The sequence below is a fragment of the Thermasporomyces composti genome (assembly GCF_003386795.1).
GTDB classification, from domain to species: Bacteria; Actinomycetota; Actinomycetes; order Propionibacteriales; family Actinopolymorphaceae; genus Thermasporomyces; species Thermasporomyces composti.
Genome location: NZ_QTUC01000001.1, coordinates 1,813,926 through 1,837,514, shown reverse-complemented (window position 1 = coordinate 1,837,514; position 23,589 = coordinate 1,813,926). Strand labels below are relative to the sequence as shown.

Below are 23,589 nucleotides of genomic sequence, written 5' to 3'. Positions count from 1 at the left end.
GCCGCCTAGCCATGTCAAGCGATCTTGGCGTGATTGTTCTAGGTTGGCTAGTCAGGCCGCTACGCTGGCGCGCATGACCTTGGACCCCGATGATCCGCGGCCGCCGTACCAGCAGGTTGCGGACGCGCTTCGAGCCGCGATCTTGACGCGGAAGCTGAAGCCTGGCGACAAGTTGCCGTCACAAGCAGAGCTCGCGGCGCGCTACAACGTCGCCCGCATGACCGTGCAGCAGGCGTTGAGAGTGCTGCGGGCCGAGGGCTTGACCGTCTCCCGTCAGGGGAGTGGTGTCTATGTTCGAGAGCGTACCGAGCGGCCGGTTGGGCTGCGCCCTCATGTCGAGGCCGTGTTCGAACGACAGCATGTGTCGATCGATTTCGCCGGCTTTTCCGGGGAGACACTGCACGGAGCGCTTCAGGAGCCGTTGGACAAGATCCGAGCCGGTCAGCTGCGACCGAGGACGATCGCGATCCGGATCCTGCTTCCGGATCTGTCCGTGCCGGTGGCGATACCCTCACGAGCCGGTGACGAGCCGGGTGATGACCCTCGCGTCAGGAAGCGTTCGGAGAGGATTGCCCGCCGCCACGTAGGCGCGATCATCGATTCGGTGCAGGAGCTGGCAGACCTCGGCTTGGTCGAGTCGGCCACGGCACAAGCGCGCGTCTTCACTGGCACGCCGCTGTTCAAGCTCTACATCCTCAACTGCGAGGAAGTGTTCTTCGGCTTCTACCCGGTCACTGAGCACACCGTCAGCGTTGGCGGTGAAGCAATCCCGATCTACGACGCGATGGGTAAGGACGCCGTGCTGTTCCATCACGCCGCCGACGACGACACAACGATGGGCAAGCAGTACGTGGAGCAGGCCCACACCTGGTTTGACAGCGTGTGGAACACGATCGCCCGCGAGTGGACGCCATGAGTATCGACGAGGTGCGGGAGCTCGCGGGTCTGCTGCGGCGGATCGGGCCGGTTCTGTTGGACTTCGACGGCCCGGTTTGCGGGATCTTCGCAGGCGGCCGTAACGCCGCCATCGCCTCCCACCTTCGAGAGGTCCTCGCCGACCACGGTGTCAGCGTGGGCGAGGAGCTGGCAGACGACCCGGATCCGCTCAACGTCCTGCGCTACACCGCGCACGCCGCTCCGCGCTTGCTGTCCGCCGTCGAAGAGGCCCTCATTGACGAGGAGATCACCGCGGCTTCGGTGGCAGTGCCCACGCCGCACGCCCATGAGGCCATACGCGTCTGTCACGCGGCGGGCCGGATGGTGGTCATCGTCAGCAACAACTCACCAGCAGCGATCCGCACCTACCTCGAACACCATCAACTCACCGACCACGTGCGCGCCATCGTTGGGCGAGCCCACACCCGGCCGGACCTGATGAAGCCGCACCCCGACCCCGTCCACCGGGCACTCGGCATCCTCGAGACCGCGCCGGATGCATGCGTCTTGGTCGGCGACTCCGACACCGACATCCAAGTCGCCCTGGCTACCGGGGTTCATCCGATCGGCTACGCCAAACGGCCCGATCGGCGTAGCCAGCTCGCCGAGGCCGGCGCCGAGGTGGTCGTCGACTCCATGGAAACCTTCGCGGCAGCGGTCCGCGCCGCCTCGCCTCTGCTGAGTTGACCTCTACCAAATCAAGGGCGCGCCGCTGACGCGGCGCGCGCCGCGCCCGGCCTCGGCACTGCGGGCGGCTGGGGCCGTCCTCGGCCGGGCCGGCGCGGCCACGACAGCGGACACACCACCGACTAGGCCGAGGCCAACAAGCAAAACGCGGGGGCGCTGCCCCCGCACCCCCGGTCCTCCCTCCGGGAGAGATGCCGCCCGGGCTCCTCCCGTCGGTCGGCCACCGCAAGCGGCGTACCCGGAACCTGCCCGGGCCGCAAGGCTCGCTCGGCGACCGCTTGCGGCTTGGCCTTGCGGCCCGGGCAGAATCCGGGTACGGACAAGCTGTCCGACCGACGGGAGAGAAGCCCTATTCAAAGCAGCTGATCCATCACCGTCGCTGGGGATTGGACGCCAGCAAAACCTCGCGTCGGTGCTGAGGAGCCACCCTCGGTCCCTGCGCGAGTAGTCACAAGCGATCTTGTGAAAGCTAGTGCGCATGCCGGCGGTATGTGATCAACTATGGCCATGGATCAAGAACCTACGCACTTGAGCACGGAAAGCCTTTTCGCTTCGGCCCAGCGATTCATGAAGAGCGCGCTGTCGGACCTGGAGCACAAAAGGATGGACATGGCTTTGCTTCATCTCGGTGTAGCTATCGAACACTTAGCGAAGGCATACTTGGCAAGCATTAGCCTCAGCCTTGTTGTTGATCCAAAACATGTCACTAGCCTATTTTATGCAGTTGGAGTAAACCGAAAAAAATATGCTGAGTTGGTATTAACAATCAGCATGAAGGATGCGTTAAAGCGCGTAGCAATGCTACTGGAAACCTTCCCATTTCGAAAACCCGAGGATGATTTGAAAGACCTGATTCATACCCGCAACGGCATCGCTCATGCCGCCATGTGGAATCCAAGGTATGGCGAGAAAGCATTCATTCTCGGGTTGCAGACTGCCGAACACTTGGTATTAGCCATAGGGAAAGATGCGGCGACGTTCTGGGGACAGTATCGCGCAAAGGTCTCTGTAATGATGCGCGATCGTCGACTGGCGATTAAGGACATCGCTGCAGTTCGGATCGAAGCTGCGAAACGCGAATTCGAGAGTCGGTTTGGTTCGGACGTCGATGAGGACCTGCTGCGAAAGATCGAAGGCGTTCCAGCTGGTCTAAGTACTGACGATGCTGCTCCAGTTACCTGTCCTGCATGTGGGAGGCTTGGATATGTTCAAGGCGATTCAGAACTAGAAGGGGAGCCTGATTGGGACATTGCCGATGGGGAACCATACTTCAACGGAGTTTATGTCTTCTGGGAGCTGCGCGTAAATTCGTTTGCGTGTCAAGTGTGCAAACTGGAGTTGCCTACGCGAGAGTTGGTCGAGGAAGCAGGCATTCCAACTGAGATAGAGCTTCGCCCCGCGACTAAAGAGGAGGAGGGCGACTATTACCTTGATTACTAGTTAGACTAGTCAAAATTGCACTGCGCACACGCCTCTTAGTCCAGGGTCCTGAGCAGTGCCGGGAGTGCCGCCCACCCACTGTGCTCCTTCCTCCGGACGTTTGACCCTGCGTGCGAGAACCCACTCGTATTGTGTCGCTCTTGCTAGTGCCGATCGCTGTCATGGTCTCGCCATCGACGAGCAGCCAAACGAGCAGCCAAACGGCCACGCAATCACGGACTCTGGCGGACAGCGGCGGACTGCAAGCCAGCGTGGAGACCACCTCTCCGACCAGACTGCCACCGACTCGTAATGTGCGGGTCGTGCGCCTGTCTCAGGAACTTGACTCGGGCCGGGTCAAAGCTTTGATCAGGACTGATGCCCACCCCTGAGCCCTCCGATCTCGCGCGCCGTACCCCAGAGGCTCACGTCGAGGATGCGGCGGCTCCTCCCCTCTCGCTCGAACGAGGCTCCCGACCCGGCAGGAGGACCAGAGCCCACCCGACCGCTCGCGAGACTGCGCCTCGCGCGCGACCCCGCCGTCCGCCGAGACCTGCACTCAACTCTGCACGCAACAAGGTGGACGAACGCGGCAACACCCGAACCACGACGACCACGACTGTGCAGGCCACGAACCCCCACGAACGCGCTCGGAAGTACCGGCCGCGACTACGGATCAGAAGGTTGGGGGTTCGAATCCCTTCGAGCGCGCCACGTCGAGCACACACCAAGTCGCAGGTCAGGGGCCCTGTCCGCTATGGACGGGGCCTTCGTCGTCCCGGCGTCCGGTGATGTGTGATCGAGCCTGGGGCCAACCCTGAGCTGCCCTCGCCCGCCGTCTACCCACGGGGTACTGGTCGGCAGCCGCTCCTCTGGCTGTCTGGCGTGGTTCCCCGAGGACGCGCACGGAGTCGGCGTCGATGCTCACCGTCCCGCACTGGGCGCATGTCGGGCTGAGGTTCGAACCCGTCCGTGCGTCCCACGCCCAGCACTCACCGACCCGCAGCCCCACGGCCGATGGCTCGCGTCAGCGTCTCGAGAAGACTGTCCTCGCGGCTGAGCGCGTATGGCACGCGGAGCCACCGCCGCGTGGTGTCGCGAAGCGGAGGTACCGCATCGCGTGCATGAGGGCTGCGTCGACGATCTGCTCGGGTGACGGTATCGGCGTGGTGCTGCTCTCGGTGTAGCCGGTGTAGAAGGCGACGGCATGGTCGGCGTGCCAGGTGAGATCTTCGTCGAAGAAGACGCAGATCAGCGGGTACCCCAGGTCGATCGCGATCGGGCCGGTTCCGGCTTCGTCCCAGTCGAGGAGCACGAGTTCGCCGTCGGGTCTCTGTGCGACGTTGCTCAGGTTGATCTCGCCGTGGATGGTGGCCGCCGGACACTCGCTGATCCGTCGAACGCGATGGATGAGGGAGCGGAACTCGTCGGCGAACGGGTAGTCAGCGGCGTGCTGGTCGAGTTCGTTCGCGGCGGCCTGGACCGGTATCGCGAAGGGTTGTGGGACAGGTGGGAGGGCATGGATCCGAGCCAGAGGGTGCCGAGGCCATACCACGTGTCTCTGTTCGACGTCTCTCTGCTCGACGATGGTCGGCCGCCGCTGATGTCCTCGTAGACGGTGACACCCTTGCCCTGGTCGACGACGTGCAGCGCGCCCGTCAGATCCGGCACGATCGCCGGGACGTGACGTGGCAGCGCCTTGACGAGCGCCGCCTAAACCTGCAGTGAACCCTCCTCGATTGCTCCGGGCGCCTCATCGACCTTGACGGCGAACCAACCCTGGTCGCTGGCGACCCGCTCGACGAACCGCGTCGGGTACGTCCGCAGGCGCTCGAGCAACCGGACCCCGGTCAGACCCCATCGAGACTTCAAGAGCTCGCTCGTCCACGTACGCACGTCAACCCCCTTGCCAAGCCTCCACACCGCCTGCCAACGTCCCTGCACTCCGCAGGAGCGTCTGCGGGGCCCAGCATCCGCGCGTGACCACCTCCGCCTTACGACACTCGAGGCCAGACGAACGGTCACGTCCTGCCGGCTTCCGCGACTTGGCGTACGACGCAACCTCCGGAGGTCCGATCTCGTCAGCATCTCGCTTCCGTCCTACGCGTGGCCGGTCCGCCCGACACCGAGACGGTGGGAGCAGTCTTCGACGAAGCGATCTGCAAGGACTTCGGATGGACGTGCCCTTCCACGGCGACGAAGAGCCGCCGTACTCTGCGTGCCGATTCAAGGACCTGGACAGTCAGCGCCTGGAACCTCGACAACATCGACGCCGCTGTGCTTCGAGGAGGGGCCACCGCAGCACGGCCGCGTGGCACGTCCTCCTCCGTCACCGGCGGGAGCTTGACGCATGGTCACTGAGCCACACGATCGTCGACATGTCCACAGCCTCCGCGCAGGCGAGCGCCTTCTACGAGGACTTCCTCACCAGAGGCTTCGTCTTCACACTCCGAGACGACGCCGGTATCCCGGCTCCCCGTAACGCGGAGGGTGTTCGCGTCAGCCGTTCCGGTCCAGGCGGAGCAGCGTCGAGAGAGTCATCGCCGACGCGCCTAACGTCAACGACGTCGTGATCGCCCCGGTGCGCTGGTACGGCACGTCCTTCTCCCATTCGTGCTAACGCTTGTCGAATCGACGTTGGCTGGGCTCGACTGAACCAGAGGAAGATTCCGACGAGGAAGAAGACCGATGAGCCCACGGAAGGTACCCGAACGTCTGAAAGTTCATGCGAGCGATGGCGGACAGTGAGCGGAGAGAACGTGCCACGTACGTGCCTTCCTCGGGCGGCTGGACCCCCCGAAAGGCACGCGTCCCGGCTGGAACTAGGTTCCCCCCAACGGGGCGGTCCCGCGCCTCGACCGCATGTCCAGGTGGGTGCGCGTGTGGTACCACACGCCATTCGTCGAACGGTTCGCCATGGCGTGGATGAGGCACCACGGTGGGTTCGACGTTGCTCCGTGCCGATTTGCCGAGGATCACACCTAGACGGGATCCCACCTAGAAGTCTGCGGCGGCTGGACGCGTCCAATTGCAGCCGACCGTCCGCGGCCAAGCCAAAAACCGGGATGGATGCCGATCCTCATATGAGCTATCTAAGCCACCGTCGCGTTGCACGGTGATCAGACCGTCCAACCCACTTTCCAGCTGGTCGACGCCGTTAGCCACCAACGTGACCGGGCACTCTTTGTCCCCTTCGATCGACGCCGGAACCGCTGTCCTCCAATGCGTGCTGCTCGCTCCTTCGTGGACTTCTTCTTAGCCGAAGGCGTTTGCTTTCCAGCGCGCCTAGGTGAGACGGCTGCTTGTCCATCTTACAGAGTCGGATAGCGCCGTCGCGTCAGGTAACGGTCTGGGTCCGGAAATCGGCCTGCAGAAAACCTTCGGATAGCCTCAACAATGGCGGCCTCATCGGCGTCGAGGTTTCGCAATGGAATGACGACTGCGAAGGGTAGTACGCCGGAGACGCGTCGTGTCGCCCTAGAAAGCCGGCTACGCCGCAGGGCGGCCTGCACGGACTGCGGTCCTTCGATGACGAGTGACCTTCCGGACAACCTCCCCCCATGCAGGATGGCGACGCTACCAAGCGTTGTCCAAGGAAAACTGCGGCTTCCTCGCCGATCGACAACAGTCATGCCGCTCGTATCGATTATCAAGCGGCGGTCTTCGAATGCACGTAGTCGGCCGAGGATCACGACACCGACCACGCTCGCAAAGAGGAAGGTATAAGTCCATACAGTTCGCGTTGTCGAGGCGCTTCCAGTAAACGACTGGACGAGGTTGACAAGCACCGCGATCGCACAGACCAAGGAAGCTAAGGCAACGATCACGGTCGCTGCGGCCGGCACCCGAACTTTCGTCTGGGTGGTAAAGATTTCACCCGAGGACACAGTACTCTCCCTCTATAGCCTTCCCGCGCGATCCGTAGACTCGTATTTGTGCCGGTCCGGGAAACGTCCGTCCCGAGAATCTTCAGATGGCGTCATGTCCGTTGCTGTCGCGGCTGTGGAACCGCCCTCCGGGCGCGTAAGGGGTTGGGCGACGTCATAACGATCCTCAGACGGGGAACGCTGGTGGGACTCCGGGCTCCCAGTCGGGTACCGTGGGAAGGCGGTCACCGAGCCCTTCGCGCCAGTCGTTGAGGAGCTCGACGAGTTTGTCGACTACCCAGTCGAGAAGGCGGATGGCAGCAGCGAGTACTGTGGCAATCAAGGCGTAGCACCCGAGGGTGCCGACCCAACCGGCCTTGGTTGCCGCCCAGGCGGCGGTCCAGGCCTCGGTAATGGCAGCGGGAATTCCGGCAGTACCGACGCCGGTTGCTGACAAGGCAGCTATGACTGCACAGAGTGCGACGTAGATCGCACAGATCGTTGTGCAGACGAGAATCACGAGGTTTAGAACCCATCGGAACAGGTCGAGGATCCAGTCGACGATCTGAAGAACGATTTCTGGGATCCAAAGAATGAACTCTACGCAGGCCTTGAAGCCCTCCCAGATGGCTCCCAGTATGTCACCAAAAACATCTGCAGCTGAGCCGGACCAACTCAAGTTCTGCTGCCCCGCCTTGAGCTCATCAGCGCAGTCAGACATTGTTTGAGCGGCCTCGATGAAGGCAGTTGTCCGCTGCTGAATGGCCTCTGGGTCGCCGTCGGCGTCACTTAGCCAATCGACTGGATTGGGGATGCCGAAAAAGCTTAGCGCTTCGAGTGCTCCGCCGAGGTTGATGTTTACGGTCGACGTCAGGCGAGCCATAGCTTCAGTCCTAGATTTCGATATTGGTGGGGAGCTGGGTATTGGTTTCCTCGGTTTGCGCGTAGTTCAGGATGGCAATCTTCAGTCGCTCGAGAATCTGTGCGGTCGTCCGCATCGCTTCGACAAAGGTATCGGCACTTTGAATCGTCGCGTTATGCTGTGCGCGAGCGGCGTCCTGTGCGACGGGCGGGTAATCGGACGCATTAGGTGTGGCGCCGTCAAGCTTTGTGGCGGCTTCTCGGAGTTTGTTGATTGTCGTGGTTAGCGGGCCGGAGGCGAAGTCGCGCAGAGTCGAGAGATCGACTTGTGTCGTTTCCCCCATGGCTCCTCCTCGCGGATCAGGCTTGAGCACAGACGGTAGCAACGAAAGGGCGGCCGAGCAACGTAGCGTCATCGGCCTGTGGATAACTACGATCGCCGCTCCGAGGTAGGTACGGTGTTAGCCGGATGTCTGCACGGGAGGATCTGGTGATGTACGACGCAGACGAGTACCTCAATCGGATCAACGAGCAAGCCCGTGAGAGCCTCGAGCGCGTCGGAGAAAGCCTCCGTGGATTGGAGGATGTGACCGGCGACGGTGAGGCGGAGGACGGGCTCGTCAAGGTGCGCCTAGGACCTGGGGGGAGGGTGCGAGAGGTCTCCATCGATCCCAGGGCGATGCGGAGGTCGTCGGAGGAGCTCGCTGAGCTTGTAAAGGAAGCGTTGAATCGTGCCCACGACGACCTGGCCGCAAGGATCGCGGAGAGTGGAGGACCGGTTGAAGAGCTTCGCAAGCTTAACCAGGCACTTACCGCTGAGCATGGTTCGCTTGCTGGCGCCCTCCAGAACATGCAGCAGCAGATGCGGAACCAACTTGAACGGGCGGTGGCTGAACTGGAGCGTCTTCGCCCCAATCCAGAGTGGCGTAGGTTGCGTCGGTGAGACTGGATCGTTGCAGCAAGTCAGGGGGTCTCTGAGGAGGCTGTTCTTTCAGCCTCCTCGCACCGTCCGTGGCGCCGCATGCTGTTCTCGAAAGCGTCCGTCTGTTCGGCATCGTCCCGGTCGTTCTCTACCGTGACGATCTGGTCGGCTCGTCGCCGGCGCCGGTCTGCTTCGCCACCAACTCCTCACGTTGCTGCGGCACGAGCGGACAGACGGGTCCTCGAGAGAAGCGCTGAACCAGACGGCGGGGCGCCTGTACCTGTGGCGCCAGCGGCCGGACCTCGCCGTACGACTGGTCCGGTCAGCTGACTACGGGGCCGGTCAGTGGGCGGCGCTCAAGCCACAGTGCGCTGCCTAGCGGGTCGCTCCGGCCTGCCGGGTTCTTGGTCGCGAGTTCGGGGCGACCGACGCCGGAGCGGGTCCGGAGGGTTTCGGATGGGTGGCGGAGGAAGGCGTTCACCATTGGCGTCTACGCGGCTATCGCCTACAACGAGGACGAGCGGGCTCCCGACCTTTGGTCGCGGTCAACCGCTCCGACGGCAGCGACTCCACCGGCTCCATCTGCGGTAACCCCGTCGGCGCTCAGTACGGCACTGAGGCCCTCCAGCCGACTGGATGGGGAAGGTCCAAGGACTGCAGACCATCGGGGACCTTTCGCTCGCCTTCGCCCAGGAGTTCCTCGAGCGGTCGTAATGGCGAAGCATCTGTGCCTACTGTTCGATGTCACGGTCGCTCGTGGTCAGACCTGCCGTCGGTGGACGTGACCGGTCGGCGAAACGTCCTATGGTGGCGGCATGAGGAGCGCGCGTTGGGCGTTCGGCGCCGTTGTGCTCGGGGCCGGCTATGGCACGGTCACCTCGTTCGTCAACGACGTGTCCTCCCAGTACGGAGTGCTCGGCAGCCGTATCGCCGACACCGGCTGGGCGCCGGCTCTCAAGGTCGTCAGCCAGCTGCTCGACGTCGGCTGGTCATGGGCGGCGCTCGCGGTGGCCGCGGGCTGGCTGGTGCGGACACGGACCCGAGGAGCGTTCGCCGGCGCCCTCGCGCTCATCGCGGCCACGGCGGGATACTTCGGCTTGGATTCCGTGCTCCGGGCGGAGCCGTTCGTCCATGTCGAGCTCGTGGTGTGGTGGATCGCGAGCGTGATTCTCGGGCCTCCCCTCGGCGCCATAGGAGCCAGCATGAGGCGACCTGGGGTGGTTGGTCTTCTCGCGGCGCTGACGGTTCCGGTCGGCGCGAGTGTCCAGATGATCTGGCTACCCCCGCAGACCGGTGGACAGGTCGTGTCGACCACGACGCGGGTGATCGTGTGGGCGACCGGCGCGGTGGCCGCCGCTGTCGTCTTAACCCGCTTCCTTTCCGTCCAGCGGCGGCAACGCGCGTCCCGGGAGTCGGAGTCCGCGCCGTTCCGGCCCAGGGAACCGACCCTGTGAGAACCTGCGGATCGCGTCGAGGATCTCGTGCTCGTCGGCGGTGAGATTCTCCAGCGGAACGTTCACGGCGAGCGGGGAAAGCCGCGTGAGCGCACGGAAGAGGCCAGCGGACCGCGGCGCGAGGTGGTCAGCAGTGTGTGCTCTGTCGTCCTCGATCGTGAGCATGCGACTGTGACCACCGCTGACGACGGCGAGCGCTCGAACCTCGTCCCACCGCCACGACCTCGACGTCCTACCTCCCGTCACGCTGATGCCGTCCGCGTCGACGGTGAGCTCGTAGCGCTCGACCCGGCGAAGCCAACGCAGGAACAACGCGCTGACCACCGCCCAGAACCCGCCGACGATGACGAAGAGCGCACGTTCCCCACGGTCGCTGGCGAAGGGAAGCCAGACGGCGTTGACGAGGACCACGACGCTCGTCACGGCCAGGAAGAGGGCGGTACCGATCTGGCTCGGCGTCACTGAGTTCGGCGCCGTCGTCGTATGGAACCGCTCCTCACCTTGGTGAGGCCCAGACGATGTCATCGTGACTCCCAGACGTCCACCTCGGTAGGCATCGGGCGTGCTCGGGCGAGGAGATGTTCTCCTCACGCGGCGGAGATGGAAGACAAGCAGCTTACCTGCGATCGTTGCGTCGGCGGCGCGAAGCGAGGCTGCGGGCCCGACAGGTGAACCAGACCCCCAGCCACTCGAGAAGGGCCCTGGTGTCGGATGACTCCGCCCCGACGACGGCCATGGTGATCCGTGGTGGGCGAACGCGAGGGTCCACCGCGTTTCGGTGCGCGTGTCTTCTACGACGACGCCGCCCGAGTTCAGGGCGGAGCGGATGCGGTCGGCGAGGGCATAGGCGCGCTCCTGGCGCAGGGACGTGCGCAAGGCGAGAGGCTCGACGATGGGGGCGAACACGTCTCGAGGGTCCCGCAGTCCACGCGCGGCCAGGTCGCCAAGGCGCACGATGAGACTGTGGAGCACTTCGGCCGATTCGGCCGTGCCGTCATCTTCCTCCGTGTCACTTGACCATTCGCGGATCGCGGTTTCCAAGTCGAGGATCGCCCTGATCATCGCAGCGGTGTCGCGCTGCTGCTCCGCCATCGCGAAAGCACGCTCGTACGTAGCCGTCAGCTCGGTCAAGGTTGCGGGTCGCTCGGTCGGGAGCCCATGTCGTGGAGCCGCTGCTGCGTCATGGGACGTCGTCCGTCGACGCGAGGGCTTTCCCGTCCGGACAAGCTCGCGGAGATCGGCGACGGAGAGGGCTGTGCCGGCAGGCGTGAAGGTGCTGTGTCCATGGCGTCGGATGGTGAGGCCCCCACGGCCGCGGATCTCCACAGTTGCGGCGGAGAGGTCGAAGATCGCCCCGGTATGCATCGTCGATGCCGAGGACAGCCGCCTCCTCGGGGAGTTGACGCTCGAGCTGGGACAGGCGGCGTTCACCGAGGTAGCAGTAGCGGGTGTCGTGCGTTCCGCCCTCGGCGTTGTCGTAGTGCGGTATGACGGCGACGGGCAGGTCCACGTGTGCGAGGAGGTCGGGCCCGGGCAGCCGGTGCGGTCGTGCGCCGACTTTGTAGATCTCGTAGACAGGTAGCGCGAGCAGGCCTGCTGTGGCGGCTGCCGCGGAGGCGAGCACGGTCCCGACGCCGGTGGTACCCCGGCTGCTCGAGATCGAGCCGGCCATGGCGGCGCTCGAGGGCGTGGTGATGGAGCTGGAGGACTGCGCCTTCCCCCTGCTCGCGGACGTCGTCTACACGTCGGACCGCGACGTGGCTCTCGACGGCTGCTCGTGGGCGCTGCTCCTCGGGGCGACGCCGCGGAAGCAGGGCATGGAGCGCGGTGACCTGCTGAGTGCCAACGCGGGAATCTTCCGGCCGATCGGTGAGGCGCTGGCCGCGCACGCGGCCGACGACGTTCGCGTCCTCGTGGTCGGCAACCCGTGCAACACCAACTGTCTGATCGCCCGCGCTCACGCGCCCGACATCCCCGACGACCGCTGGTTCGCGATGACCCGGCTGGACGAGAACCGCGCGAAGGCGCAGCTCGCCCAGAAGGCCGGTGTGCCGGTGGGACAGGTCAGCAACGTCGCCATCTGGGGCAACCACTCCGCGACCCAGTACCCCGACCCGTTCAACGCCCGCATCGGCGGCCGGCCCGCTCCTGAGGTCATCGACGACGACCCGTGGCTGCGCGGCGAGTTCGTCGAGAAGGTGCAGAAGCGCGGCGCCGAGATCATCGCGGCCCGCGGCAAGTCCTCGGGCGCGTCCGCGGCGAACGCGGTCGTCGACTCGGTCCGAGCGCTGGCCTTCGGCACACCTCCTGGCGACTGGACGTCGATGGCGGTCCTGAGCCACGGCGAGTACGGCGTGCCCGAAGGGCTGTCGTTCAGCTTCCCGATCGCGTCGGACGGCACGAGCTGGCACGTCGTCGAGGGGCTCGAACACGACGAGGAGGCGCGGGTCAGGCTGCGCACGACGACGGAGGAGCTGGAGCTGGAAGGCGCTCTCGTCGCTCACCTGCTGTCGCGGAGCTGACCGTCGGGTCGTCACCCGGCGAGGGTGAGCGCCTGACTCGTCAGCCGTGGAGGGCGCGGGCGAGGGTCAGGCCGATGGAACCGGCGCCGAGTCCCGCCGCGACGCTGGCCGCCGCGTTGAGGACGGCGTAGAGCCGTGCGCCGTCCTGGAGGAGCCGGAGCGTCTCGTAGCCGAACGTCGAGTAGGTGGTGAACGCTCCGCAGAAGCCGACGCCGATCAACGCGGTGACGCCCGTCGGCGCGGGCAGTCCAGCCACCAAGCCGAGGATGAACGAGCCGGTGACGTTGACCGCGAAGGTGCCCCACGGGAACACCGAGTCGTGGCGCGTCCGGACCAGCTGGTCGACGAGGTAACGCAGCGGGGCGCCGATCGCGGCGCCGACCGCGAGCAGCAGGACGGTCATCGCGGCTCCACGCCGCCAGCGCCATAGCGGATCACGTCGACCGGCTCGACGATGACCAGGCCGTCACTGACCAGCTCGTCGAGCTGGGGGAGGAAGCTGCGCACGCGGTCCTCCTCGTCGACGATGACGACCATCATCGGGAGGTCCTCGCTCAGGCTGAGGATCCGCGTGGTGTGGATGTGGTTCGAGGCGCCGTAGCCCTCGACCCCACGGAACGCCGAGGCGCCAGCCAGACCCGCGTGGTGGGCCCGGCGGATGATCTCCTGGTAGAGCGGCCTGTGGTGCCACTGGTCTGTCTCACGGACGAAGACCGTCAGCTTGAGGGCGCGACCTTCCAGCTTCATGTCGGCTCCCGGCGTCGTCGAAGGATCGTCGTACGGGTGAGCGTGGCACCGATCCACACCGCGACCAGCGCCGCGAGTGGGGTGCCGAGCAGGTAGGCCAAGCCAGTTCCCGGGGCCTCAGCCGACGTGCGAAGGGTGTCGACGACGTACGTCGAGAACGTCGTGAACCCGCCGAGCACGCCGATGCCCAGGAAAGGGCGCAGCAGCGGGTGACCGGGGCGGGCGTATTCGAGGAGCGCCATCAACACGCCCATGAGAAGGCATCCGATGACGTTGACCCCGAACGTCGCCCATGCGAAGTCCCTGGGCTCGTGCGGCATGGCCACCGAGACGCCGTAGCGGCTCAGCGAGCCGAGCACGCCGCCCACCGAGATCGCTCCCAGCACCGGTAGAACCTGCCGCCAGCGTGCGCGGCGGGTCGCACGCAGGTCGTCACCGGTGACGGCAGAGGGGTTCGGGTCGGGCATAGGGCCTCCTACCAGCGGCAGCGTGGACGACTGGTAGGGACCGTTGGCGACAGACGTCGCGGTTATCCCGGATGGACCGGGAGCGGCGGGCCCCACCGCCGCGGCTCCTCGAGCTCAGGGGCCAGCCGTAGCCTAGCGCTCCGTGCCGGGTGTGGGTGGACGAACGTCAGCGGATGCGTTCCGGGAAGCGCCTGGACGCTGAGCAGACCATCGATCGTCCCGCGCACGCCGGCTTCCTCCAGACACTCCTGTCGAGCGGCGGCGTCCGGTGTCTCGTCGGTTCCGGCGAACCCCCAGGGGATACTCCAGGGGCCCTGCGTCTGTGGCGGCGGGCAAGGAGGAAGGGTGACCTGGGTGCTCGTGGCCGCGGGTCTCGTGATCGCGGTGATCGTGTGGGCGGAGATCGTCCACTGGCGGTCGTCTCGCCGTCTCACGGGTCCCGATCGTGGCGGCTCCGAGGCTGTCGTCGTCCTCGGCTACCGCAACCCACGAAGCGACCGGGCGAACGCGCTGAACCGCTGGCGGGTCCGGGCGGGGCTGCGCTCGATCGATCCCACCGCGCCGTGCTCGCGTCTGATCTTCTGCGGTGGTCCGCATGAGGCGGCGGTGATGGCGCGGTACGCGACCGAGGAGCGCGGGTACGGCGGCCAGGTCATCCGCGAGGAGGAGTCACGGTCGACGTGGGAGAACATCCAGGACGTCATCCCCTACCTCGAGGACGTCGACCGCATCAAGATCGTTTCGAACCCGCTGCACGCCGAGAAGGGACGCCTGTACTTGTGGCGGCAACGGCCGGACCTCGCCGCACGACTGGTCCGGTCCGCGGACTACCGGGTCGGCGAGTGGGCGCCGCTCAAGCCGCTGTTCGCCGTCCACGGGTTGCTGGACTTGGCCAAGAGCACGAAGAACCTCGCCGCACAGGCCTAGCGCACAAGCCGCCGGCGCTCTGGCGTCTGACGGCGCAGCCAGGCTTTCAGCGTTCGACCGAAACGGCGTGGTCGGAGTACCCGCGGACGGCTGGGCTCGCCGACCATGGCCGTTGATCCCGTGCCGTTCCTGCTGATCTCCGGCCCGCCGGGCGTCGGAAAGACAACGGTCGGATGGGAGATCTTCGACCAGGTCGTCGACGAGGGGCATCGAGCGGCCCTCGTCGACCCCGACCTCATCGGCGTGTGCTGGCCAGCCCAGAGGACGACCCCTACAAACGAGAGGCTCAAGGCGCGCAACCTTGAAGCGATGTGGCGGAACTATCGAGACGCCGGCGCACGCTGTCTCATCGCCGCCGGCGAGATCGAGAACCGGGATCGCTTCGCCGCCTACGTGGACGCGATCCCGGGTGCGGTGCCCACACTGTGCCGCCTGACCGCCCGGCACGATGAGCTGCGACGGCGGATCGTCACGCGCGGGCGTGAACGAGGTGAGGAGATCGAGAAGCTCTACGAGCGCGCGGTCTACCTCTCTCGGGCGCTGGCCGAGAACGATGTCACGAACTTCTGGGTCGAGACCGACGACCGCGGCATCGCTGACGTGGCGAAGCTCGTCAGAGCACGAGCAGGTGGTTGGCCGGCAACTCTTCTTTGAAGCTCCACCCTGATCGCACGCGTCGCCGACTCAGTTCCGCGTCGTGCTGGGCGATCAGCCGCAGTAGCGGCGGGCCCATCAAGTACCGCCACGCCCATGCCTGATTCACGCGCAGCCATGTGATCCTCCGAGCTGCAATGAATCTGGCTGCAATCATGAGATATCGGTGTTGTTCTCTATAACACTCGTTCTCACGTGTCGCGATGCGAGGGGCGCAGTCATCTTCCAAGGAGCGGCGAATACGCAATATGATCGGGCCGGCTGTGCGGGCGTCTTCACGGAGGACAGGTGGAGCAGCGGACAAGCCTTGGCAGGGAACTTCGCTGGATGCGTACCCGAACAGGGGAGAGCGGCGTGAAGTTGGCGGCCAAGCTCAAGATCTCGCAGCCGTTCCTCTCGCAGATCGAGAATGGGCGACGCATGCCCTCTGTCGAACTCGTCGAGCAGTGGCACGACCTGTGCCTGAAGCTCGCGCGGACTCGCATCGCCGAGGACGACACCCTGACGATTCGGCAGCATCGCGAGCTTGTCGCTGACGCCGAGCGGATGGCGTCAGACGACTACCGGAGAATGCTGCGAGCTCTCGCGGAGGACGCGAATACGGACGTCGTCTCCAACCTGACCATCTACCGTCGAGGGCTGGACAAGAGACAGAAGGAGTTGGTCGACCTTGACCGTCAGGCCATCAGGATCCGTCACTTCCAGCCTTTGATCTGTCCAGGTCCGCTCCAGACCCCGGAGTATGCTCGCCTCGTCCTAGGCGGCGACCCCAACGTCGCTGAGGAGGTTGCCAGGGCAGCGGTCGAGGCCCGAGTGCGCCGCGGCAAGCGACTACGTCGACCAGACGCACCTGACTACCAGGTGATCGTCACCGAGCACGCTCTGGAGCAAAAGCTCACGGGGTTGGAGCCTCAGAGCTACCCTCGCCTGCTCCGCCACGTCGCGGACATGGCCCAGGCACCCAGAATCACGGTGCGGGTGATTCCCGCGGAAGTGCCTCACAACGACATTCCGGTCTCGAGCTTCGTGCTCTATGACTTGCGGAACGGGGCGTCCATCGTTTCGATTGAGACGTACTCCGCGCAGCTCACGCTGTCGGCTCCGTACGATGTGCGGAGGCACGTCGAAGCGTGGTCGAGGCTTGAAGAGATCGCGCTGGACCCCGATGAGACAATCCAGTGGTTGTTAGAACGAAGCCACGAGGAACGCATCGACAGTTCCGCGCTTGAGCGGTTCCGGTCGACCCACCCGCACGGTGCGTGGAGCGCCTAGGATCTTGTCACGTCGACGTGGTGGCCGCCGCGTGGCGTCCAGAGCTGAGAACGTCATCGAGGAAGGTGTAGGCGGCCTGCCGGATCGGGCGGGGGAACGTGTGCGGTCCGGTGCCGAGGAGGAACGTGAAGGTCGCCGCTGCGCCCAGGACGGTGTAGACGCGCTCGACCTCGTAGAGACCGGCGGCGATCGCCTGGTAGTGCGGGAAGCAGTCGTCCCCGGTGGTGGCGTAGACGAACAACGGGCGTGGTGCGGCGAGCGCGGTGATCTCGTGCCACTCGAACGGCACGACGCCGGCGTCCACATCGTCACCGAGCCGGGGCAGGTGGATGAACGGGAAGCCCCGGTACCACCGGTTCGGTCGGGGATCGCCCGCCCACATCGACGAGCCGCAGCTGGACACCACAGCGGACACGCGCGGCTCCAGGCCGGCGAGGAACACCGCGTTGTAGCCGCCGAGGGAGTGTCCGATGGCGCCGATACGGGCGGCGTCGACCTCCGGTAGCTGAGACAGGAGCTCGACGCCCTGCCGGTGGTCGGTCACCATCCGGCCGATGACCGTCCAGCCCGGGTTCGAGCGGTAGAAGCTCCCCGTGTGCCAGTACTCCTCGCCGGCTTCGATGCGCTCACCGCTCGCGATCACGTCGGGGGCGAGGACGACGTAGCCGCGCCGGGCGAGCTCGAGCCCGTACGTTCGGTCGGGGGCGACGCCGTCAACCGTGACCGCTTCCTTCCCACGCGGATGCGTCGGGTGCAACGCGAGCACCGCGGGTGCGGGTCGTTCACGGGCGGAGTCCGGGACGAGAAGGTGCGCGGTGACGCGTTCGACGTCGCCGGGGCGACCGCCAGGAGCGTCGTAGTCGATGTGCAGCAGCGTGACGGCGGGCTCGGTTGGCGTCGGTTGGATGCGCTGCTCCGCGCGGGTCCGCCAGCTGACCTCGATCGGCTCCGGTAGGACGCCGAGGTACTCCCGCCACACCTTCTCGATGCGGGCCCGATTCTCGCGCCAGACGTCGGGGTCGTCGCCGGTGACGAGCGGCGGGGGGTGCAGAGGGTCGAGGTCCGCGAGCCGATACATGCCGCTCCTTCTCGCCGTGGACTCAAAGCCGCTGGCCTGTCGCGCGGAGCGTATCGCGAGTGCGTCGTGATGGCCGCGGACGAACGTCTCGACGCGCAGCCCTGCCACACGGAGCGCGGATCGGTCCGGTGGTGAGGTCCTCGCCACACGAGCGGGCCCGGACGACGCGCTCCGGCGACGTTCTTCTGGCGCACTGGCGCCATTATTGGAGTGGTCACTCTATTATTGAGTCATGACTGGGACGGCGGCGTACACGCTGCGACACCACGACGAGGACCTCGCGGTGGAGGTCTGGGTCGACGGCGATCGCAACAAGGCTCGGCTGCTGGTCGACGACCAGGAGGTGGCGACAGTCGACGGCGACGCCATCGACGTGGTCACGCTCGCGCACGGACCGCACACGGTGCGCCTGGTCTGGTGGTGGCGCGGTCGCGTCGCTCGCTGCGTGCTCGTCGAAGGCGGCGAGCCCCCCTCCCGGAAGCGGACGACGCCGTTCAAGCCACCGGAGGGCACCCTGGCCGCTCGCGTCTACCGCTTTCAGGAGGAGCATCCGAAGCTCTACGCGGCGCGCCACGTCGTCGTCCAGGTCGTCGGCGTTCTCTTCGGCTTCCTGGGCGTCAGCGCGCTCCTGCGCTCGTTGCTGCCGAGTGTCAACCTGGACTGGCTGCCGTCCTTGCCCGACATCGACATCGATCCTCCGCGGTGGCTGCGCTACGTCGACCCCATCTACTGGCTGCGCCAGATCCTCCCGGACTTGGAGATTCCTGTCTGGCTGCAGTCGCTGCCGGACAAGCTCGGATGGCTCCAATACGTGGTCCCTATCCTGATCGCGATGCTCGTCGCGATCGGCGAGGTGCGACGTCGGCAGGGCGGCACCACGAGCCGCGAGCGGGCGACGGGCGAGGAGGATGTCGGCAAGGAACCGACGAAAGGGCCGAGGGAGACACGCTGATGCGGACGGTCGATCCCGTTCGGTACGCGGAGCGGCGCGCCCGGATCCTCGACGCCGCCGCGGAGGTGTTCGCCGAGCGTGGCTTCGACGGGGCGACGACGGCGGCGATCTGTCGCCGAGCCGGTATCGGGTCGGGCACGTTGTTCCACTACTTCCCAGACAAGAAGTCGATCTTCCACGCTCTCTTCGCCGACGACAGTGAGGCGACCAAAGCGTTCCTCGAGCAGCTCGACCGATCCGACCCGCTGGCCGCACTCTTCGCGGTGATCGACCATCGGACCGCGGACGCCACACATCCCGTGGTGCCGGGGTTGCTGATGGCGTTGCTCGTTCAGCTCGGGCGTGATCCGGAGCTGGCCGCGATCGTCGACCGGGACGAGCAGATGGTGAACGCCGTCATGGCTGATCTCATTCGCAAGGCGGCACGTCGTGGCCAGGTGCGGCCACCGACCGACCCGGAGACGGCGGCGCGGTGGATTTCTGCCCTCATCGACGCGGTGTACCTGCAGGCGGGTCGTCCCGGCGTCGACCCCGCTCGCGAGGTCGAGGTCTTGCGGGTCGTCGTGACGCGCTTCCTCGACGCCGACCCCGGGGCCAGGTCAAGGGGACGACAGCGCGCTCGTCGCTGACGTCCACGTTGGCTGGGCGGTGGTGCCTCGGCGAGGCGGCACCGGTAGGCCGTTCGCCTTCGGCTCACCCAGCTCGCGGCACCGAACCTGGCCAACCCCGGTCGCGCCGGCGGCGTCGCCCAGACTGACCAGAGCGTTCGCGCCTTCAGGTCCGTGAGCTGCCGAAATGGGACACGAAGGGACGCGCGCGGCTGACTATGCTCGGGGGCCCAGTGACCCGGACGGGAGGCAGCGTGCGGACCGTGTCGGTCGATCGCGTCACCGTCGCGTACGGCGACGGTGAGCCGGTGTTGCGGGACGTCTCGGTCGTCGTCGAACCCGGTCGCATGGTGGCCGTCAGCGGACGTTCGGGCGCTGGAAAGACCACCTTGCTGTCCACGATCGCCGGACTCCTGCGGCCGATCGAAGGCACGGTGACGATCGACGGTGAGCCGTTGCGCGACCGCGACGACGCTGTGGCGCGACGCGTGGTGTTGATCCCTCAAGACAACGGTCTCGCGACGTTCCTCACCGTCCGGGAGAACGTCGAGGTGGCGCTTCTCGCCAACGGGCACACGCCATCCGACGCCCGCCGTCTCACCGTGGAATGGCTCGAGCGGCTCGGGCTGTCCGCGCAGCGCGACCAGTTGGTCGAGGAGCTCTCCGGCGGACAGCAGCAGCGCACCGCGATCGCGCGTGGGCTCGCGCTCCACGGCGACGTGCTCCTGGCCGATGAGGTGACGAGTGAGCTCGACGCGGCCTCGCGGCAGAACGTCCTCGACCTGTTGCGCAAGGAGGCGGAGCGAGGCGTGGCGGTGGTGTTCGCGACCCACGACCCGGACGCCGCCGCCGTGTGCGACGCCGAGCTGTCCCTCGTCGATGGACGCGCGACGTTGGTGCGTACCGAGCGAGCGCCAGCGGAGGATCCGAGCGGAACGGTCCAGGCGGCCGGCGCTGGCGCGCGTGTGGCCCGTGACGACAGCGCACCCGGGGACGTGTAGGCCCACCGATGTGGCAGGTGTTGGCGAGCGCTCTGGCGGCCCGACGGGGGCAGGCCGTCATCGTGGCGCTCGTCGCGCTGGCCGCGAGTACGGCGGTGGTGGCCGCGCCGTGGTACGCCGTCGCGGCGAGCCAGCGGGTCGGCGTCTCCGCGGTGGCGAGCGCGCCGGCTGAGGAACGCCTGATCTCGGTCACCCGCCTCACCGGCTGGCGTGGTGCGGACGACTCCGCGTCGACGGAGGCGATCGACGAGGCGCGGCGACAGTTCCGGCCGCCAGGGTTCAGCGGAGTTCTCGGCGGCTTCACCACGGGTGAGCTGAAGGTTGCCTCGAACGTCCCGGACAGCGACGACACCGAGTCCTCGACGAGGGACGAAGGCTCGACAGGAACCGCCGAGACCGACCAGACCGACGAGACGGCGACGGGCGCGGAGGAGAACGAGGACGACCGAAGGCCCGCCGAGCACGCGAAGACCGCCGACGAGACAGCCGTCGAGGTCACTGTCGCCTACCGCGAGAACGTCTGCGAGCACCTCGCCCTCACCGGGGACTGTCCCAGGTCCGCCGGGGAGGTGGTGCTCCCCGAGCCGCTCGTCCGCGCGCACTCCTTCGAGCTGGGCGACCGCCTCGACATCAAGACTGGGGAGGACGAGTGGCTGCGGGTCCATCTCGTCGGCGCGTATCGCGTCGTCAACCCGGACGACGCGTACTGGGGTGACGGTACGCTCGTCGGCCTCGGCGAGGGCTCCAGCCGTGATCGGCCGTCCGCCTTCACCGTCAAGGAAACCCTGCGTGGTCAGGAGCGGACCAGCTACGCCTACGACCTCGTGGCGACGCCGCGGGCGTTCGCGACCGCCGACGTCGGACAGCTGGCGGCGCAGCTCCACGCCGACATGGAACGCCTGCGACAGCAGGGCTACACCGTCACGACCACGAACCTCGACGCGCTCCTGGAGCGGATCAGCCGTGACCGCTGGAACGTCGTCGCCGGCGTCGGGGTCGGGGTGGTCGTCCTGTTGCTCCTGACCTGGTTCGCCCTGACCGTGGTCGTCCGGCAGACGGCGGTCCAGGTGCGCGCGGACGTCGGCTGGTGGCGGCTGCACGGCGTCCCGTCAGCACGCGGGTGGTTCCTCGTCCTGGGACAGAGCATCGTCCCGTTGGTCGCCGGCGCGCTCGTCGGCACGGTGGCAGGACTCGGCCTGGGAAAGGTGCTGGGAGCCGACATCGCCGGCGGGGCGGATCGGACGGCCCTGACGCTCTCCCTGCTGCTCGTCGGGCTCGCGCTCGCCGGCGGCTTCGTGGCCGTCGTGGCCACGCAGCTCGGCACCCTGGTGACCCCGGTCCGTGACCTGCTTCGGCGGACGCCGGGCCGGCGCGGCCGGTGGCGCCGGTCCGTGGTCGACCTGGTGCTGATCCTGCTCGCCGCATACGGTGTCGGTCAGACCCTCCTGGTCACTCGACAGGTGCGCGGGCTGCCGCTGCTCGCTCCCGGTCTGGCGGCGCTCGCGCTCGCCCTCGTCGCGGCGTGGGCGGTGCCACCCCTGGCGAGCCGGCTTGTTCGCCGGTCTCACGAGGCCGGCCGCCTGTCGCTGGGTTTGACCGCGGCGCTGCTCGCGCGGCGTCCGGAGACGCATCGGCTGTTCGCGCTGGTGACCGTCGCGGTGGCGCTGGTGACGACGGGCTTCGTCGGCGTCCACACCGCTGAGCGCACCCAGTGGCAGCGGGCGGCTCTGGAGGTCGGCGCGGACCGGGTCCTCGTCGTCGATGCCGAGGATCCCGCCCAACTGCTCGCCGCGGTGCGGGCGGTGGACCCGGACGGCACGCGGGCGATGGCCGTCGTCGACCAGCCGGGCGGCACCAACGACGAGCCCAGGCTGGCCGTCGACACCACGCGGCTCGGCGTCGTGGTCGGGTGGCGGGAGGAGTACGGCGGTGACGTCGAGGACATCGCGAAAGCCCTGCGGCCGGAGGAGCCGCGTCCCGTCGTCGTCGAGAGCGACCGGCTGGCGCTCCAGGCGGCGGCCACCGAGCCGAACGGCGCCCCCGTCTACCTGCGGATCCGGCTGCGGACGCTGCGGACCGGGGAGCCCGTCGACGCGGTGGTCGGCCCGCTCGCCGAGCGACGCGCCTCACACACCGCGTCGATCCCCGCCTGTGCCGACGGCTGTCGGCTCGTCGGCGTGCAGGTCTTGGGCGCTCCGCGGCCCGACCCCGTCGGCGGGAACCCCGCCACAGCGGCGAGCGTGGGACATGCCCCACCCGAGCCCGGCACCCGCGTCGAGCTCTACGCCGCGACCGGACGGAACCGCGGGAGCTCCATACCCGCCGACGTCCTGACCGAGCCGACCCGCTGGCGGCCTGCCCTCGGGCCACGCGACGTCGGTCCGTCCGTCACGGCCGAGGGCGACGGCCTGCGGATCACGGTCTCGCCGACGCCCGAGGTGCCGCTCGAACGCTCGGACTGGGCCTTCGTCGTGGACACCCCGGTGATGCTGCCGGTGCTCACCGCAGGGTGGCGTCCCGATCCCGTCGGAGAGCTTCGGGTGCCCCCGCTGCCGGGCGCCGCCGTCCCCGCCGAGGTGGTTCGGACGGCCAGGCTCGTCCCGCGCCACGAGAAGGTCGGCACGATCGCCGACCTCACCTACGCCGAGCGCCTGGTCCCGTTCTCCTTGCCCGGCGCGGGGACGCCTCAGGTGTGGTTGTCGCCGAACGCGCCGGCCTCGATCGTGGACGAGCTTCGGGAGGTGGGGATCTCGACCTTGCGCGTGGAGTCCTTGGCGGAGCGCCTGGACCACCTGCGCGCGGAGGGCACCGCGGTCGGTGGCCGGCTGCAGGCGGTGGTGGCCCTGGTGGGACTGCTGCTCGCGGCCGGTGCGGTCCTCGTCGACGCCGAGCGGGAGCGCCCCACTCGGGGCGCGGAGCTCGCGGCGTTGCGGGCGCAAGGTGTTCCGGCCCGGGTGATCCGTGCGATCGGCTACGGTGGTCCCGCCGCCCTCGTGGGCACCGCCACCGTGGTCGGCCTCGTCGGTGGCTTGGTCGGGGCGGCCATCGCGCGGGTGTCGTATCCGGGGTTCGTCGACGGCTGGACCGTGCTCCCCACGGCGTCGGCGGGCCCGATTCCGGTGCTCCTCGCCGCCCTGGTCAGCGCGGCGGCGTTGGGAGCGGTGGTCGTCGCGGCTGGTGCGGCGCAGTGGCGGACGACGCAGGGGCGGCCATGAT

The 23,589-nt window shown here is 67.1% G+C and carries 24 protein-coding genes; 14 read left to right on the top strand and 10 right to left on the bottom strand.

From position 1 onward, the window contains the following. Window positions 1–73: 73 nt before the first annotated feature. The 3 genes from DFJ64_RS08050 to DFJ64_RS08040 all read left to right on the top strand — a co-directional run bounded on the left by DFJ64_RS08050 (window position 74) and on the right by DFJ64_RS08040 (window position 3,063). Entirely contained in the window at window positions 74–916 is an 843-nt protein-coding gene (locus DFJ64_RS08050) for a GntR family transcriptional regulator (RefSeq protein WP_115849898.1), read from the top strand. Further along, window positions 913–1,623, top strand: coding sequence for an HAD family hydrolase (locus DFJ64_RS08045; protein ID WP_147304641.1), 711 nt, complete (start codon window positions 913–915; stop codon window positions 1,621–1,623). Before DFJ64_RS08050 ends, DFJ64_RS08045 begins: the two co-directional genes overlap by 4 nt. Before the next feature lie 501 nt (window positions 1,624–2,124). Beyond that, a complete protein-coding gene (locus DFJ64_RS08040) occupies window positions 2,125–3,063 on the top strand; it encodes a HEPN domain-containing protein (protein ID WP_115849896.1) in 939 nt (312 codons plus the stop codon). A 1,006-nt stretch (window positions 3,064–4,069) separates the two neighbouring features. Here DFJ64_RS08040 and DFJ64_RS08035 read toward each other — a convergent pair. The 4 genes from DFJ64_RS08035 to DFJ64_RS19215 all read right to left on the bottom strand — a co-directional run bounded on the left by DFJ64_RS08035 (window position 4,070) and on the right by DFJ64_RS19215 (window position 8,113). After that, the gene (locus tag DFJ64_RS08035; protein WP_170152546.1) at window positions 4,070–4,597 is read right to left on the bottom strand and encodes a phosphotransferase family protein; all 528 of its coding nucleotides are present in this window, start codon (window positions 4,595–4,597) and stop codon (window positions 4,070–4,072) included. 158 nt (window positions 4,598–4,755) lie between these two features. Beyond that, window positions 4,756–4,938 (bottom strand): hypothetical protein, encoded by a 183-nt coding sequence (locus DFJ64_RS08030; protein ID WP_115849894.1) that lies wholly within the window; start codon window positions 4,936–4,938, stop codon window positions 4,756–4,758. Window positions 4,939–7,095: 2,157 nt separating this feature from the next. Further along, window positions 7,096–7,791, bottom strand: a complete 696-nt coding sequence (locus DFJ64_RS08025) for a WXG100 family type VII secretion target (protein WP_115849893.1) — start codon at window positions 7,789–7,791, stop codon at window positions 7,096–7,098. 10 nt (window positions 7,792–7,801) lie between these two features. Beyond that, window positions 7,802–8,113 (bottom strand): hypothetical protein, encoded by a 312-nt coding sequence (locus DFJ64_RS19215; protein WP_147304640.1) that lies wholly within the window; start codon window positions 8,111–8,113, stop codon window positions 7,802–7,804. 125 nt (window positions 8,114–8,238) lie between these two features. On the opposite strand from DFJ64_RS19215, the gene DFJ64_RS08020 reads away from it, so the two are divergent. Further along, a complete protein-coding gene (locus tag DFJ64_RS08020) occupies window positions 8,239–8,712 on the top strand; it encodes a YbaB/EbfC family nucleoid-associated protein (protein WP_115849892.1) in 474 nt (157 codons plus the stop codon). A 794-nt stretch (window positions 8,713–9,506) separates the two neighbouring features. Beyond that, the gene (locus DFJ64_RS19210; RefSeq protein WP_147304639.1) at window positions 9,507–10,145 is read left to right on the top strand and encodes a DUF6518 family protein; all 639 of its coding nucleotides are present in this window, start codon (window positions 9,507–9,509) and stop codon (window positions 10,143–10,145) included. On the opposite strand, the gene DFJ64_RS08005 is transcribed toward DFJ64_RS19210, so the two are convergent. Further along, complete coding sequence (locus tag DFJ64_RS08005; RefSeq protein WP_147304638.1) at window positions 10,056–10,670, bottom strand: phage holin family protein; 615 nt, start codon at window positions 10,668–10,670, stop codon at window positions 10,056–10,058. The two genes, DFJ64_RS19210 and DFJ64_RS08005, sit on opposite strands and share 90 nt — an antisense overlap. Window positions 10,671–10,892: 222 nt before the next feature. Here DFJ64_RS08005 and DFJ64_RS08000 point away from each other — a divergent pair, with 222 nt between their 5' ends. Both DFJ64_RS08000 and DFJ64_RS07990 read left to right on the top strand, forming a co-directional pair. Next, window positions 10,893–11,162 (top strand): hypothetical protein, encoded by a 270-nt coding sequence (locus DFJ64_RS08000; protein ID WP_147304637.1) that lies wholly within the window; start codon window positions 10,893–10,895, stop codon window positions 11,160–11,162. Between the two features lie 581 nt (window positions 11,163–11,743). Next, complete coding sequence (locus DFJ64_RS07990; RefSeq protein ID WP_245941009.1) at window positions 11,744–12,667, top strand: malate dehydrogenase; 924 nt, start codon at window positions 11,744–11,746, stop codon at window positions 12,665–12,667. 40 nt (window positions 12,668–12,707) lie between these two features. Here the strand turns inward: DFJ64_RS07990 and crcB are convergent, their stop codons facing one another. The 4 genes from crcB to DFJ64_RS20200 all read right to left on the bottom strand — a co-directional run bounded on the left by crcB (window position 12,708) and on the right by DFJ64_RS20200 (window position 14,315). After that, a complete protein-coding gene (gene crcB, locus DFJ64_RS07985) occupies window positions 12,708–13,070 on the bottom strand; it encodes a fluoride efflux transporter CrcB (protein ID WP_115849887.1) in 363 nt (120 codons plus the stop codon). Next, window positions 13,067–13,414, bottom strand: coding sequence for a DUF190 domain-containing protein (locus DFJ64_RS07980; protein WP_115849886.1), 348 nt, complete (start codon window positions 13,412–13,414; stop codon window positions 13,067–13,069). Before DFJ64_RS07980 ends, crcB begins: the two co-directional genes overlap by 4 nt. After that, window positions 13,411–13,881, bottom strand: a complete 471-nt coding sequence (locus DFJ64_RS07975; RefSeq protein WP_115849885.1) for a fluoride efflux transporter FluC — start codon at window positions 13,879–13,881, stop codon at window positions 13,411–13,413. Before DFJ64_RS07975 ends, DFJ64_RS07980 begins: the two co-directional genes overlap by 4 nt. 62 nt (window positions 13,882–13,943) lie before the next feature. Continuing rightward, entirely contained in the window at window positions 13,944–14,315 is a 372-nt protein-coding gene (locus tag DFJ64_RS20200) for an NUDIX domain-containing protein (RefSeq protein WP_170152545.1), read from the bottom strand. Between DFJ64_RS20200 and DFJ64_RS07970 the strand changes: the two genes are divergently transcribed. The 3 genes from DFJ64_RS07970 (at window position 14,227) to DFJ64_RS07960 (ending at window position 16,734) form a co-directional block, all read left to right on the top strand. Then, complete coding sequence (locus DFJ64_RS07970; protein ID WP_245941008.1) at window positions 14,227–14,808, top strand: YdcF family protein; 582 nt, start codon at window positions 14,227–14,229, stop codon at window positions 14,806–14,808. The genes DFJ64_RS20200 and DFJ64_RS07970 overlap by 89 nt on opposite strands. Window positions 14,809–14,913: 105 nt before the next feature. After that, the gene (locus tag DFJ64_RS07965; protein WP_115849884.1) at window positions 14,914–15,462 is read left to right on the top strand and encodes an ATP-binding protein; all 549 of its coding nucleotides are present in this window, start codon (window positions 14,914–14,916) and stop codon (window positions 15,460–15,462) included. 288 nt (window positions 15,463–15,750) lie between these two features. Continuing rightward, on the top strand, window positions 15,751–16,734 hold the full coding sequence (locus DFJ64_RS07960) for a helix-turn-helix domain-containing protein (RefSeq protein WP_281268495.1): 984 nt from the start codon (window positions 15,751–15,753) through the stop codon (window positions 16,732–16,734). Between the two features lie 7 nt (window positions 16,735–16,741). On the opposite strand, the gene DFJ64_RS07955 is transcribed toward DFJ64_RS07960, so the two are convergent. Beyond that, a complete protein-coding gene (locus DFJ64_RS07955) occupies window positions 16,742–17,812 on the bottom strand; it encodes a dienelactone hydrolase family protein (protein WP_115849882.1) in 1,071 nt (356 codons plus the stop codon). Window positions 17,813–18,044: 232 nt separating this feature from the next. Between DFJ64_RS07955 and DFJ64_RS19410 the strand changes: the two genes are divergently transcribed. The 4 genes from DFJ64_RS19410 to DFJ64_RS07940 all read left to right on the top strand — a co-directional run bounded on the left by DFJ64_RS19410 (window position 18,045) and on the right by DFJ64_RS07940 (window position 23,588). Further along, window positions 18,045–18,764 carry a hypothetical protein gene (locus DFJ64_RS19410; protein ID WP_170152544.1) on the top strand — a complete coding sequence of 240 codons (720 nt, stop codon included), beginning with the start codon at window positions 18,045–18,047 and terminating at the stop codon, window positions 18,762–18,764. Beyond that, on the top strand, window positions 18,764–19,393 hold the full coding sequence (locus tag DFJ64_RS07950; protein WP_170152543.1) for a TetR/AcrR family transcriptional regulator: 630 nt from the start codon (window positions 18,764–18,766) through the stop codon (window positions 19,391–19,393). The genes DFJ64_RS19410 and DFJ64_RS07950 overlap by 1 nt, the downstream gene beginning before the upstream one ends. Window positions 19,394–19,635: 242 nt before the next feature. Beyond that, a complete protein-coding gene (locus tag DFJ64_RS07945; protein ID WP_245941007.1) occupies window positions 19,636–20,373 on the top strand; it encodes an ABC transporter ATP-binding protein in 738 nt (245 codons plus the stop codon). 8 nt (window positions 20,374–20,381) lie between these two features. Continuing rightward, a complete protein-coding gene (locus DFJ64_RS07940) occupies window positions 20,382–23,588 on the top strand; it encodes a hypothetical protein (protein ID WP_115849879.1) in 3,207 nt (1,068 codons plus the stop codon). Window position 23,589: the final 1 nt, after the last annotated feature.

Excerpts from the sequence above, each read along its gene's own strand:
- DFJ64_RS19410 (WP_170152544.1), top strand. The coding sequence starts at position 18,045 with ATGACTGGGACGGCGGCGTACACGCTGCGACACCACGACGAGGACCTC.
- DFJ64_RS08040 (WP_115849896.1), top strand. The coding sequence starts at position 2,125 with ATGGCCATGGATCAAGAACCTACGCACTTGAGCACGGAAAGCCTTTTC.
- crcB (WP_115849887.1), bottom strand. The coding sequence starts at position 13,070 with ATGACCGTCCTGCTGCTCGCGGTCGGCGCCGCGATCGGCGCCCCGCTG.
- DFJ64_RS08045 (WP_147304641.1), top strand. The coding sequence starts at position 913 with ATGAGTATCGACGAGGTGCGGGAGCTCGCGGGTCTGCTGCGGCGGATC.
- DFJ64_RS08025 (WP_115849893.1), bottom strand. The coding sequence starts at position 7,791 with ATGGCTCGCCTGACGTCGACCGTAAACATCAACCTCGGCGGAGCACTC.
- DFJ64_RS08050 (WP_115849898.1), top strand. The coding sequence starts at position 74 with ATGACCTTGGACCCCGATGATCCGCGGCCGCCGTACCAGCAGGTTGCG.
- DFJ64_RS08020 (WP_115849892.1), top strand. The coding sequence starts at position 8,239 with ATGTCTGCACGGGAGGATCTGGTGATGTACGACGCAGACGAGTACCTC.
- DFJ64_RS07975 (WP_115849885.1), bottom strand. The coding sequence starts at position 13,881 with ATGCCCGACCCGAACCCCTCTGCCGTCACCGGTGACGACCTGCGTGCG.
- DFJ64_RS07940 (WP_115849879.1), top strand. The coding sequence starts at position 20,382 with ATGTGGCAGGTGTTGGCGAGCGCTCTGGCGGCCCGACGGGGGCAGGCC.
- DFJ64_RS19215 (WP_147304640.1), bottom strand. The coding sequence starts at position 8,113 with ATGGGGGAAACGACACAAGTCGATCTCTCGACTCTGCGCGACTTCGCC.
- DFJ64_RS08005 (WP_147304638.1), bottom strand. The coding sequence starts at position 10,670 with ATGACATCGTCTGGGCCTCACCAAGGTGAGGAGCGGTTCCATACGACG.
- DFJ64_RS07950 (WP_170152543.1), top strand. The coding sequence starts at position 18,764 with ATGCGGACGGTCGATCCCGTTCGGTACGCGGAGCGGCGCGCCCGGATC.
- DFJ64_RS19210 (WP_147304639.1), top strand. The coding sequence starts at position 9,507 with ATGAGGAGCGCGCGTTGGGCGTTCGGCGCCGTTGTGCTCGGGGCCGGC.
- DFJ64_RS07980 (WP_115849886.1), bottom strand. The coding sequence starts at position 13,414 with ATGAAGCTGGAAGGTCGCGCCCTCAAGCTGACGGTCTTCGTCCGTGAG.
- DFJ64_RS07955 (WP_115849882.1), bottom strand. The coding sequence starts at position 17,812 with ATGTATCGGCTCGCGGACCTCGACCCTCTGCACCCCCCGCCGCTCGTC.
- DFJ64_RS07965 (WP_115849884.1), top strand. The coding sequence starts at position 14,914 with ATGGCCGTTGATCCCGTGCCGTTCCTGCTGATCTCCGGCCCGCCGGGC.